Origin of the sequence: Acidovorax sp. JMULE5, from assembly GCF_013376875.1 — a bacterium.
Classification (GTDB): domain Bacteria; phylum Pseudomonadota; class Gammaproteobacteria; order Burkholderiales; family Burkholderiaceae_C; genus Acidovorax; species Acidovorax facilis.
In genome coordinates this window covers 4,680,500-4,692,690 of the sequence record NZ_CP035951.1, presented here as the reverse complement: position 1 = coordinate 4,692,690, position 12,191 = coordinate 4,680,500, and the positions used below count along the sequence as shown (strand labels likewise).

General features: G+C 65.0%; 9 protein-coding genes. 2 read left to right on the top strand and 7 right to left on the bottom strand.

Features of this window, described 5'->3' with window-relative positions:
- Positions 1–12 precede the first annotated feature (12 nt).
- The 4 genes from EXV95_RS21345 to EXV95_RS21330 all read right to left on the bottom strand — a co-directional run bounded on the left by EXV95_RS21345 (position 13) and on the right by EXV95_RS21330 (position 4,379).
- The gene (locus EXV95_RS21345) at positions 13–894 is read right to left on the bottom strand and encodes a carbohydrate ABC transporter permease (RefSeq protein WP_176888377.1); all 882 of its coding nucleotides are present in this window, start codon (positions 892–894) and stop codon (positions 13–15) included.
- Positions 884–1,765, bottom strand: coding sequence for a carbohydrate ABC transporter permease (locus tag EXV95_RS21340; RefSeq protein WP_176888376.1), 882 nt, complete (start codon positions 1,763–1,765; stop codon positions 884–886). Before EXV95_RS21340 ends, EXV95_RS21345 begins: the two co-directional genes overlap by 11 nt.
- Before the next feature lie 121 nt (positions 1,766–1,886).
- Positions 1,887–3,005: a carbohydrate porin gene (locus tag EXV95_RS21335; RefSeq protein WP_121507506.1), complete on the bottom strand. Its 1,119-nt coding sequence runs from the start codon at positions 3,003–3,005 to the stop codon at positions 1,887–1,889.
- A 123-nt stretch (positions 3,006–3,128) separates the two neighbouring features.
- Positions 3,129–4,379, bottom strand: coding sequence for an ABC transporter substrate-binding protein (locus EXV95_RS21330; RefSeq protein WP_176888375.1), 1,251 nt, complete (start codon positions 4,377–4,379; stop codon positions 3,129–3,131).
- A 224-nt stretch (positions 4,380–4,603) separates the two neighbouring features.
- Here EXV95_RS21330 and EXV95_RS21325 point away from each other — a divergent pair, with 224 nt between their 5' ends.
- The gene (locus EXV95_RS21325; protein WP_176888374.1) at positions 4,604–5,323 is read left to right on the top strand and encodes a response regulator transcription factor; all 720 of its coding nucleotides are present in this window, start codon (positions 4,604–4,606) and stop codon (positions 5,321–5,323) included.
- Positions 5,324–5,501: 178 nt separating this feature from the next.
- Entirely contained in the window at positions 5,502–6,896 is a 1,395-nt protein-coding gene (locus EXV95_RS21320; protein WP_176888373.1) for a sensor histidine kinase, read from the top strand.
- A gap of 983 nt (positions 6,897–7,879) precedes the next feature.
- On the opposite strand, the gene tal is transcribed toward EXV95_RS21320, so the two are convergent.
- Genes tal through EXV95_RS21305 form a run of 3 tightly spaced genes read right to left on the bottom strand, consistent with a single transcriptional unit; the run spans position 7,880 to position 12,191 of the window.
- On the bottom strand, positions 7,880–8,827 hold the full coding sequence (gene tal / locus EXV95_RS21315) for a transaldolase (RefSeq protein WP_176888372.1): 948 nt from the start codon (positions 8,825–8,827) through the stop codon (positions 7,880–7,882).
- 7 nt (positions 8,828–8,834) lie between these two features.
- A complete protein-coding gene (locus EXV95_RS21310; RefSeq protein WP_176888371.1) occupies positions 8,835–9,917 on the bottom strand; it encodes an ABC transporter ATP-binding protein in 1,083 nt (360 codons plus the stop codon).
- A 27-nt stretch (positions 9,918–9,944) separates the two neighbouring features.
- Positions 9,945–12,191, bottom strand: a complete 2,247-nt coding sequence (locus EXV95_RS21305; protein ID WP_176888370.1) for an iron ABC transporter permease — start codon at positions 12,189–12,191, stop codon at positions 9,945–9,947.

Genomic DNA, 12,191 nt, shown 5'->3' with positions numbered 1-12,191 from the left:
GATTTCTAACCTTTAACCCTTGACTGCGCCCGCCGTGAGGCCGCGCACAAAAAACTTACCTGCAAGAACGTAGATCACCATGGTGGGCAGGCCCGCGATGATGGCGGCCGCCATGTCCACGTTGTAGGCCTTCACACTGCTGCTGGTGTTGGCCAGGTTGTTCAGGCCCACCGTCACGGGCTTCGAATCCGTGCCCGAGAACACCACACCGAACAGGAAATCGTTCCAGATGTTGGTGAACTGCCAGATCAGCGTGACCATGATGATGGGCGTGGACAGCGGCAGCACGATGCGCCAGAAGATCTGGAAGAAGCTGGCGCCATCCATGCGCGCCGCGTTCACCAGCTCCTTCGGGATCGCCGCGTAGTAGTTGCGAAAGAACAGCGTGGTGCCCGCCAGCCCCGCCAGGCAGTGCACCAGCACCAGTCCGGTGATGGAGCTCGAAAGCCCTAGCCATCCCAGCACCTGGCTCATGGGCAGCAGCACCACTTGGAACGGCATGAACACACCAAACAGCAGCATGCCGAACAGCGCATCGCTGCCGCGAAACTTCCACAGGCTCAGCACATAACCATTGAGCGCACCCCACACGGTGGAGATCATCACGGCCGGCACGGCCATGGCCACCGAATTCCAGAAGAACGGGCGCAGGCCATTGCAGTCCACGCCCGTGCAGGCGCTGGACCAGGCCGTGCCCCAGGCTGCCCCGTTCAGCGCAGCGGGCAGCGCCAGCAGCGAGGTGCTGCGGATCTCCTCGGCATCCTTGAACGAGGTGACCAGCATGGCGTACAGCGGCAGCAGGAAGAACGCGGTGGCCAGGGCCAGCACGGCATAGACCAGCAAGCGGCCGAAGGACGGAAAGAGAGAGGGAAAGAGGGAGGGCTTAGCGGTCATGGGGCTTGGTCCGCAGTTCGCTGTAAAGGTAAGGGATGACCAGTGCCGCCACGGTGGCCAGCATCATGGTGGCACTGGCGGCGCCCAGGCCGATCTGGCCGCGCGAGAACGACATGGTGTACATGAACGTTGCGGGCACGTCGGTGGCAAAACCAGGGCCACCGGCGGTGAGCGCCATCACCAGGTCAAAGCTCTTGATCGCCAGGTGCGACAGCACCATGACCGTGGAGAAGAACACGGGCCGCAGTGCTGGCAGCACGATGCGCCAGTAGATGCGCGGCAAGGATGCACCATCGACCTGCGCGGCCTTGATGATGCTGTCGTCGATGCCCCGCAGGCCCGCCAGGAACAGCGCCATCGCAAAACCAGCGCTTTGCCAAATGCCTGCAATCACCACGCAGTAGATGGCCATCTCGGTGTCCACCAGCCAGCCAAACTCAAAATTCGGAAAGCCCCAGTCGCGCACCATTTTTTCGATGCCCAGGCCCGGGTTGAGCAGCCACTTCCAGGCCGTGCCCGTGACCACAAACGACAGGGCCATGGGGTACAGGTAAATGGTGCGCAGCGCGCCCTCAGCGCGGATCTTCTGGTCCAGCAGCACGGCCAGCACGACGCCGATGGCCAGGGACCCGCCCACGTAGCCCGCGCCGAAAATGCCGAGGTTCTTGAGCGCTACCCACCAGCGGTCCATCTCCCAGAGTTTTTCGTACTGCGCGAGGCCCACCCACTCGTAGTTGGGGAGCATGCGCGATGCGGAGAGGCTCAGCACGCCATTCCAGACCATCAGGCCATAGATGAAGGCAAAGCCCAGTACGAAAGCCGGTGTCACGACCAGCTTGGGCAGCCATGTTTCAAACGTGTTTTTGCTCATGGCCACGGTATGTGTTTGTCATCGTCCTGCATGTAAAAAAAGCGGGGGACACGCAGGAGTGCCCCCCAAATGAACAAAGTAACCTCTGACTAACTCGCTAACTCACTACCTACTCAACGGATCACCACCACACCTCGTACTGCACGCCCACCAGCGTGCGCGAGGTCTTGCCATTGGCGCCAAAGGTTGCGGCATTGGCCAGTGCCGCCGCCTGGTTCCAGTTGGCCTTGGTCACGTACAGACGCAACTCGGGACGTGACCAGAAGTCTTCCGACAGGGCCAAGGCGCCCGCCAGCGTGACCTTGGACAGGCGCTGGTCAGCACCAGTGCCCTTGCGGGTGGTGGTGGACAGTTCCACCAGGCCCTTGAAGTTCTTGGTGAACGCATAGGAGCCACGGCCGCCCAGCGAGAAGTCCTTGGTCTCCACGCCCGTCAGATCAGCCTTGTTGGTCTGGTAGCCAATGAGGGCCTGACCACCAAACGGGCCGCTTTGCCAATTGATGGAGTCGGCGATGCGGGTGGCGCGCTTGCCAGCGCTGGTGCCCTCGATGGCCTCGAACTCTCCGTCGATGCGCGCATGGCCCCGCGATGTTTGCAAGTACAGCGTGTTGGTGATGCTGGGCAGCAGGAATTCCTTTTGCGTATGCATGAAGGAGATGCCCGAGCCCGAACCACCATTGACCTGGCCCTTGCCCCCCACCGCCGTCAGCAGCACCCGCAGCTTGCCGCCCGGGTTGGTGTTGATCTCCGACAGGTCGGCGTTGATGCGGTGTGCCTTCACGTTGTTGGGCAGGCCACCGTCGAACTTGTCGCCGGTGAACACACCCAGGCCCAGCTTCATGCCGCCGACGGGCACGTCGGTCACACCGGCGCCGATGTTGTCGCCGTAGTTCAGCAGGAAGTAGTCGACGATGTGCACGTCCTGGATCCGCAGGCGGCGCTGGCCGACCCAGAACTTGGCTTCGGGCGAGAACGAGAAGCCGCTCATTTCCACAAACGCCTGTTCGGTGCTGATGTCGCCACTGCCCCACTTGGCGGGCATGTAGTTGACCTTCCACTTGACACCGCCGGCTTCAAAACCACGTGCAAAGTTGACTTCGATGCCGTTGTCACCCTCGTTGCCCAGGCGGTATTTTTGCAGCTCGCCACCCAGCGAAAGGTTGCCCTTGACGCCGTCGGAGTGGTTGAACACCGGGCCGCCCCGCGAGTAACCGTTGAACTCAAAGCCTGCTACATCCATAGCAAAGGCGCCATTCGCGCATGCGGCGGCCAAAGCCACCGCCGTAAGGCGGTTTCTTGTCTTCATGATGGGATCCCTCTGGGGTTGGTTTTAGTGCGTGTGTGCGCGTGTGTCTTGCACGGCTTACTTGGTTTTCGCGGCGGCCGCGATCTTCTTCATGGCATCGGCGACGCTGACCTTGTCGTCGTTCCAGAACTGGCTGACCACGTCCTTGATGGCGCCTTCGGTGGCCGGGGCAATTGCCATGCCGTGGGCCGCGCTGGGCACCAGGCCGCCGCTCTTGGCGGTGTCCACAAAGTCCTTGGCCGAGGCCTTGGCGCAGTCGTCAAACTTGTCCATGGGCTGGCCCGCACGCACGGGGATGGAGCCCTTGTTCAGGTTGAACACTTCCTGGAAAGCCGGGCTCATGATGGCGCTGGCCAGGTCGCTCTGCGCCTTCTGTGCGGCAGCATCCTTGAGCTTGAACAGAATGAACGAATCGACGTTGAAGGTGAACGCGTTGGCCGAGCCCGGTGCAGCAGCACACAGGAAGTCCTTGCCCGGCGCCTTGCCTGCGGCCAGGAACTCGCCCTTGGCCCAGTCGCCCATCAGCTGAAAGCCTGCCTTGCCCTGGATCAGCATGGCCGTGGCCAGGTTCCAGTCGCGGCCAGGGGCGCCGGGGTCGGTGTAGCCCTTGATGCGGCGGAAGGTCTCCAGCGACTTCTTCATGGTGTCGCTGTTGATGGCCTTGTCGTCAAGCTTGACCAAGGCGTCCTGGTAGAACTTGGGGCCGCCCACGCCGAGCACCACCGATTCAAACGTGGTGAAGTCCTGCCAGTTCTGGCCACCGTGGGCCACGGGCACCAGACCTGCGGCCTTGAGCTTGTCGGCCGCCGCAAAGAACTCGTCCCAGGTCTTGGGCATGGCGGCCACGCCAGCCTTCTTCAGGGCCTCAGAACTGCCCCACATCCAGTTCACACGGTGCACGTTGACCGGGGCCGCCACGTAAGCGCCCTTGTACTTCATGACATCGGCGACCACCTTGGGCAGCAGGTCATCCCATTTTTCAGCCTTGGCCAGGGTGTCCATGTTGGCCAGCACGCCTTCGGACGCCCACTCCTGAATGGCCGGGCCCTTGGTCTGCGCAGCCGACGGTGGATTGCCCGAGATCACGCGGCTCTTGAGCACGGTCATGGCGCTGTCGCCACCGCCACCGGCCACGGCAAAGTCGCGCCAGGTGTGGCCCTTGCCCTGCATGATCTTCTTGAGCTCGGCCACCGACTTGGCTTCGCCGCCCGAAGTCCAGTAGTGCAGGACCTCCACCTCCCCCGCGCTGGCCGACATCGCTGCCGCCAGGCCCACCGCCACTGCGGCGATTTTTGTCATCTTCCACATACCCGTGTCTCCTCGATGTTTGAATCCGTTGGTGCGCCGCAATCCGGTGCTGTTCAGCGCAGTCGGTACTTTAATTACAATAATTAATGAACATATCAGGGCTTTCCCGGGTGTGGGTTACATACCAACGCCATTGGACCGTTATTGAATTACCAACCGCTGCGGGTGCAAGCATTGCCATGCTGCAGAAGCCGCTGGCGGGGTGCTTTGTTATGCTCAATCCCATGGCCACGATACTGATTGTTGAAGATGATGCCCTGCTGCTGGACGCGCTGACTGGCCAGCTCCAGCAGCTGGAATTCGGCGTGCACACGGCCTCCAGTGTGGCCGAGGCCACCACGCTGCTGCAGTCGCAGGCGGTGGACGGCATCATCCTGGACCTGGGCCTGCCCGGCGCCGACGGCATGGAGCTGCTGACCTGGGCACGCACCCACATTACCGGCCTGCCCGTGCTGATTCTGACCGCGCGCGATGGCGTGGAAGACCGCGTGCTGGGTCTCAATGCCGGGGCTGACGACTACATCACCAAGCCCTTCAACATGCAGGAGCTGCAGGCCCGCCTGCAGGCCATGCTGCGCCGTGCGCGCCAGCCCGCCTTTACCCAGGCCAGCAGCGCCGCAGGCGGCGCCAGCACCACCATCGGCCCGCTGGTGCTGGACCACGCCAGCCATTCGGCGGCGCTCAATGGCGACCTGCTCGACCTGACCCAGCGCGAATGGGAGCTGCTGGAGTTGCTGGTCAACCGCTGTGGCGAAGTCGTCACGCGCGACGACGTGCTGGCCGCCTGGCGCGCCAGCCCCCCGGAGCCCGGACAAACCGCCGCGCCCCCGCTCAACTCCAACGCGCTGGAGGTGTATGTGCACCGCCTGCGCAAGAAGCTCGACACCTCGCCGCTGGCCATCCGCAACATCCGGGGGCTGGGGTACATGCTGAACAGGCCGTAGATGGAACACCCCCCTGAGTCGCTGCGCGCCTTCCCCCCGCTCTCGCTTCGCTGCGCTACGCGGGCAGGGGGACGATGCCCTCGCTGCGGGGCGGCCCTTGCTCGGCATCCCTCGCGCGGGCCGCGCCAGTGGCTGGCATCGGGGGTCCCACTGATCTCCGCAGGCCCAGGCCACTGACATGCGCCACGTACCTGGGGTTTCTCTTCAACGCAAGCTGCTGCTGTGGCTGCTGCTGCCGCAGCTGGTGCTGTGGCTGTCGGGCGGGTTTCTGGCGTGGCGCATTGCGCTGCAGAACGGCGAGAAGGGCATTGACCAGACGTTGACCCAATCGGTGCGTGCGCTGGCGCGGCAGATCAAGCCGATCGGGGACGGGTTGCTGGTGGACTTTCCCAAGGCCGCGCAGGACATCCTGGAGCAGGACCCGGCCGACCGCATCACCTACATGGTGTCGTCCCCGCCCGGCCGCTTTCTGCTGGGCAATGCCCAGTTGCCCCCGCCGCCGCCCGTGGAGGTGCGCGTGGGCGACCCCTACCTGTACCACGCCCGCGTGGACGACCGCCCCGTGCGCGTGGCGCTGCTGGACGTGGACTACGGCACACCCCAGACGCGCCAGACCCTGCGCGTGCAGGTGGCGCAGAGCCTCACCGTGCGCGAGCGCATCGCGCAGGAGCTGCTGGAGCAGATGGTGTTCCCCATGGGGCTGATGGGCTTGGCGCTGAGCGCCGTGGTGTATGCGGGCGTGCTGCGCGGCCTGCAGCCCTTGAAGCGCCTGGAGGCCCAGATCGAGCGGGCCGGCGCCCTGCCCCAGGCGGGCACCACGCCGCTGCCCCCCATCGAGCTGACCTCGGCTCCGCAGGAGGTGCATTCGCTGGCCAGCACCATCAACCGGCTGCTGGAGACCGTGGCGCGCGGCCAGCAAAAGGAAAAGCGCTTTCTCAACGACGCTGCGCACCAACTGCGCACCCCGCTGGCCGGGCTCATCGGCCAGACCGAGCTGGCCCTGCACGAAAGCCATGAGCCCGCCGTGCAGGAACGCCTGCAAAAGGTGCTTTCGGCCGCCCAGCGCAGCGCCCACTTGGTGCACCAGCTGCTGCAGCTGGCGCGCTCCGAATCGAACGTGGAGATGCAGGCCATCGACCTGGCCTGCCTGGCCCGCGAAGTCGCCCGCGAATGGGCAGCCCGCGCCCTGGCGCAAGGCATGGACCTGGGCTACGAGGGTGACGACAGCCTGCCCGTGCAAGGCCACCCGGTGCTGCTGCGCGAGGCGCTCAACAACCTCATCGACAACGCACTGCACTACGCAGGCTCCGGCGCCACGGTGACAGTGCGTGTGGGCCACGAGGAGCCCGGGCGCTGGGCCTTGCTGCTGGTGGAGGACGACGGGCCGGGCGTGCCGGCCGAACACCTGGGCGATCTGTTTGCGCGCTTCTGGCGCGGGTCGGACAAGGCGGGGGGGTGTGGGCTCGGGCTGTCGATCGTGGAGGAGATCGCGCTGCGGCATGGCGGCCGGACGGTGGCGGAGGGTGTGGTGCCGAGGGGGTTGCGGGTGGGGATGCGACTGCCTGCGGGGTGAATTTTTGGTTTTTTTGGGGTCTGGCGCTTGACCTACAAGCGCGAGCTGCTAATTTTTTCATAGCACTTTGCATTTGCCATTCGGGCTGAGCCTCTCGAAGCAAGGGCACGCTCGTTCTCTGGTCTGTGCGGCGTGCTTAGTTTGAGGGTGGAGGCCGGGTTGTCGCCCCGGCGGGCGAGTCCCTTTCTTTCGCGTCGCCGAAAGAAAGGAACCAAAGAAAGGGCGACCCTGCTGTCTGCGACCCCTTCGCTGCGCTGCGGGGCAACCTGGGGTGCTCGGTCACGGGGTGCACCGCAGAACTCGCTGCGCGCCTGCGGCGCTCCGCTCGGACAACTGCGGTGAGTCAGTTCACGAAGCATGGGCGCTCCGACGCCCATGCCCACCCCGCGCCCTGCGCGCCCCAGGCGCATCCAGAAGGGAACCCAACGGACATCCATTCGGGCCATCGCTGCGCTCGGCCCCGCCTGCGCAGCGCGTGGCGCTTGCGCCCGCGAGGTGGGGCCGAGCGAAGCAAAGGCCCGTTTGGATGTTCGGATGTTGGATGTTCGGATGCCCAACCCCCTGCTGGCTGCGCCTGCGTCGGGGCGGTTGCGGGGTGAGCATGGGCGTCGGAGCGCCCATGCTTCGTGAACTGACTCGCCGCAGTTGTCCGAGCGGCGCGCGCCAGCGCAAAGCGAGTTCCACGGCGCACCCCGCAACCGCCCCGACGCAGGTTGCCCCGTAGCGAAGCGCAGGGGTCGCAGACTGGGGGTCGCCTTTCTTTTGGGTACTTTTCTTTGGCGAAGCAAAGAACAAGTACCTCGCCCGCCGGGGCGACAACCCGGCCTCCGCCCTCAACCCCAGCATGCTTTTCACACCAGCGCGCCAAGGCTTCGACAAGCTCAGCCCGAACGGTATGGGGCAAACTGCGGAGCTATAAAAACAATAGCGGCTGGCGCTTGTGTAGCAAGCGCCAGCCGCTAAAATCACTGAAAATTCCGACCTCAAGCCGCCAGAATCAACTTCTCCAGCTTCACAGCATCCACCGCAAACGCCCGAATCCCCTCAGCCAGCTTCTCGGTCGCCATCGCATCCTCATTCAGCGCAAACCGGAACCCCGCCTCGTCATAGTTCACCGCAGGCAGGTCCATCGCCTTGGCAGCCTCTGCATCCAGCGCCCGCTGCAACGGCGCATCACTCGCAGCCAGCTGCGCCAACAGCTCGGGCGCAATGGTCAGCAGGTCGCACCCAGCCAGCGCCGTGATCTGGCCCACGTTGCGGAAGCTTGCACCCATCACCTCGGTGGCAATGCCAAAACGCTTGTAGTGGTTGTAGATCTGCGTGACCGACTGCACGCCCGGGTCGTTGGCACCTGCGCGCGCAGCCTCGTCCCAGCTCGCGCCCGCCTGCTTCTTGTACCAGTCGTAAATGCGGCCCACAAACGGGGAAATCAGCTGCACCTTGGCCTGGCCGCAAGCCACGGCCTGGGCGAACGAGAACAGCAGCGTGAGGTTGGTGTGGATGCCCTTGCGCTCGAGCTGGGCAGCGGCCTGGATGCCTTCCCACGTAGCGGCGATCTTGATGAGCACGCGGTCGATGTGGATGCCTTCGGCCTGGTACAGCTCGATGATGCGCTCGGCGCGCGTGACGGTGGCGCTGGTGTCAAAGCTCAGACGCGCATCCACTTCGGTGGAGACCCGGCCGGGCACGTGGGTCAGGATTTCGCAACCAAAACGCACCAGCAGGCGGTCGATCACCTCGTCCATGGCGCGCCCTTGCCATTGGGCGACGGTGTCCTTGAGCAGGGGCGCGTATTCGGGCTTTTGCACCGCCTTGAGGATCAGCGAGGGATTGGTCGTGGCGTCCTGCGGACGGAACTGGGCCAGTTGCAGAAAGTCGCCAGTGTCGGCAACCACGGTGGTGAACTGTTTGAGGGCGTCGAGTTGGTTCATGGCGCCATTATTCCGCATCACGTTGGGCACCTTCGGTACTACCAACCACCGATACGCCGTGGGCACCCAGGCTCAGCTGCACCACATCACCCACGGCCAGCACATCGTCCAGGTCGGACGACACCACAAAGATGTGGCCCAGCGCGGTCTCGAAGGTGTATTCATACACGGCGCCCAGGTAGGCCCGCTTGTCCAGCCGGGCGGGCAGCAGGCCCGCGCCCTGGCGGTGAATGCGCCAGGCTTCCGGCCGCACCGCCACCTTCACCGGGCCGCTCTTCACCGCCATGCGGGGGCGCAGCACCAGCGGGCCGAGTGCCACCGTGCCGTCCGCGTCGGCCACGGCCGGGAAGAGCATGGCCTCGCCCATGAAGCCCGCGACGAATTCGCTGTGCGGGGTTTCATACAGCGCGCGCGGCGAGCCCTTTTGCGCAATCAGGCCCTGGTTCATCACGATGATCTGGTCGCTCACGGCCATGGCCTCGGCCTGGTCGTGCGTGACGTAGGCCACCGTGAGCGACAGGCGCTGCTGCAGCGCACGGATCTCTTCGCGCATCTCGCGGCGCAGGCGGGCGTCGAGGTTGGACAAGGGCTCGTCGAACAGCAGCACCTCAGGCTCCAGCACCAGTGCGCGGGCCAGCGCCACGCGCTGCTGCTGGCCGCCCGAGAGTTCACTGGGCAGGCGGTCGTCATAGCCCACCAGGCCCACACCGCGCAGCGCCTCCACGGCCTTGGTGCGCGCCTGCTCCTTGGGCTGGCCTGACATGCGCAGGCCGTACATCACGTTCTCCACCACGTTCATGTGTGGGAACAGCGCGTAGCTCTGGAACATCATGCTCACGTTGCGCTGCGCGGGGCCGAGCGTGGTCACGTCCTTGCCGGCAATGAAGATCTCGCCCGAGGTGGGCGATTCCAGCCCCGCAATCATGCGCAGCGTGGTCGTCTTGCCACAGCCCGAGGGGCCGAGGATGGTGGTGAGCGTGCCACGCGGCACCTCAAAGCTGATGCCTTTGACGGCCAGGGCAGCGCTGCTGTCGCTGCCGTAGCGCTTGGTGATGTTGCGGAACACGATGCCCGCGTCACTGTTGTTCATGGCGTGTTTTCTTCTTGTTAAGAGGGGTCAGTGCGCGGCAGGGGCGGCTGCGCGCCGACCGAGTTTGCGGTCACCCACCAGCAGCTGAATGAGCCCAATGGAGGCCGACATGAGGATGATGAGCACCGTGCAGTACGCCAGCGCCACGCCATAGTCGCCATTGCCCACGCGGCCAATGATGTAGGTGGTGGCCAGCTCGTTCTCGGCCGTGACCAGGAAGATCACCGCACTCACGGTGGTGATGGCGCGCACAAAGCTGTAGACCAGCGCCGCCACCAGCGCAGGCTTGAGCAGCGGCAGCACCACATGGCGCAGCGTCTGCACACTGCCTGCGCGCAGCATGACGGACGCTTCATCCAGCGACCGGTCCAGCTGCTTGAACGCTGCCGTGCCCGCCCGCACGCCCACCGGCAGATTGCGGAACATGAAGCACAACACGATGATGAGCGCCGTGCCGGTCAGCTCGAACGGCGGCACGTTGAACGCCAGGATGTAGCTCACGCCCAGCACCGTGCCGGGGATGGCGAAGGCCAGCAGCGCTGCAAACTCGAACGCACCCTGCCCCCGGAACTCGGTGCGCGCCAGCAGCCACGCAATGCCGATGCCCAGCGTGGCCGTGAGCGGCGCCGAGATGGCGGCGAGCTTGAGCGTGGTGAAGAACGAGTTCCACGCCGTGCCAGCCCACACCACACCAAATTCGCCCCACTCCACACTGAACGCCGTGCGAAAGTGCGCCAGCGTGATGGTGTAGTCGCGCCCCCAGGTCTGCACAAAACCGCCCGCCAGTGCAAACAGGTACACGATGAGGGTGAACGCCATCCAGGGCAGTGCAATGGAGTGCACCACGCGGCGCACACCGGTGGGCAGCGGCATGGCAATGCCTGCATCACCCTTGCCCGATACGGTGGTGAAGTTCTGTTTGCCCAGCAGCCCGCGCTGGATCGCAAACACGGTGAGCGCGAAGAACGTGAGGATCCAGGCCAGCGACGCGGCACGCCCCTGGTCGTACTGCGCACCGACGATGGCAAAGAAGATTTCGGTGGAGAGCACCGAGAACTGCCCGCCCACCACGATGGGATTGCCGAAGTCCGCCATGCTTTCGATAAATCCCACCAAAAACGCGTTGGCCAGGCCGGGCTTGAGCAGCGGCAGGGTCACGGTCATAAACGTGCGGTGCGGGCTGGCGCGCAAGGTTTGCGCGGCCTCTTCCAGGCTGGGCGCCACGCCCTGCACCACGCCGCGCATGATCATGAAGGCGATGGGCGTGAACGCAAAGGTCTGCGCCACCCAGATGCCCAGCCAGCCGTAGAACCAGCGCGTGGGCGTGATACCGAACGCGTATTCCAGAAACTGGTTGAACACCCCGGCACGGCCAAACAGCAGGATGAGCCCCAGGCCCACCACAAACGGCGGCGTGATGATGGGCAGCAGCGCCACGATGCTCAAAGGCCGCGCATAGCGGCGCGATGCACGCTCGGCCATCAGCGCCATAAAAGTGCCCAGCAGCGTGGTGCTGGTGGCGGTCATCAGCCCGAGGAACAGCGTGTTCCAGGCCACGCCGCAGCGCTGGCCACCGGCCAGGCACGAGAGGCCAAAGTTGCGCTCGTGTGCAATGCGCTCCCACACCACGGCCAGCGAGAACGGGCCGTCCTCCAGAAAAAACGCAGCCGACAACGCCTTGAGCACCGGGAACACGATGAACAGCGCCAGCAGGCTTCCACAGCCCACCACCGCCGCAGCTACGAACAGATCGCCTTTGAAGAAGCCGCGCCGCGCCACGCCAAACGACAGTAGCACCAGCAGTGCCGACAACACCACAAACCCGCCCCAGCCCATGCCGGGCTGGCGCGCACCCAGCTCGCCCAAGCTGGTGTTCATCCACTCAAAGGCCCAGCCGCGTGCGCCAATCGCAAAGCCACTGAGCAACAAGGCCACCAGCCCCAGCGCGCCCCCCGCCGCAAGCACAGCGCCCTGCTTGCGTCCCGCAGGCAGGCAGGCGCCCAGACCCGCCACGGCCAGACCGGCCAGGCCCAGCCAGAGCCAGGGCCGACCAAACAATGCCGCCTGCATGAGCCCGTTGGCCGCCTGTTCGCCGCTAAAAACCTGGCCCACCGCGAGCAGGCCATTGGCATCCTGCTGCGCATACCAGGGGAACACGAGATAACCGAGCACGCCCACGACCCACCAGACCCACAGGGGCCGGTTGACCGAGGCGCTGGGTGCTGAGGTTCGGAGGGTTGCGTGCGCCGCCGCTGCTGCTGCCGACACCACCAC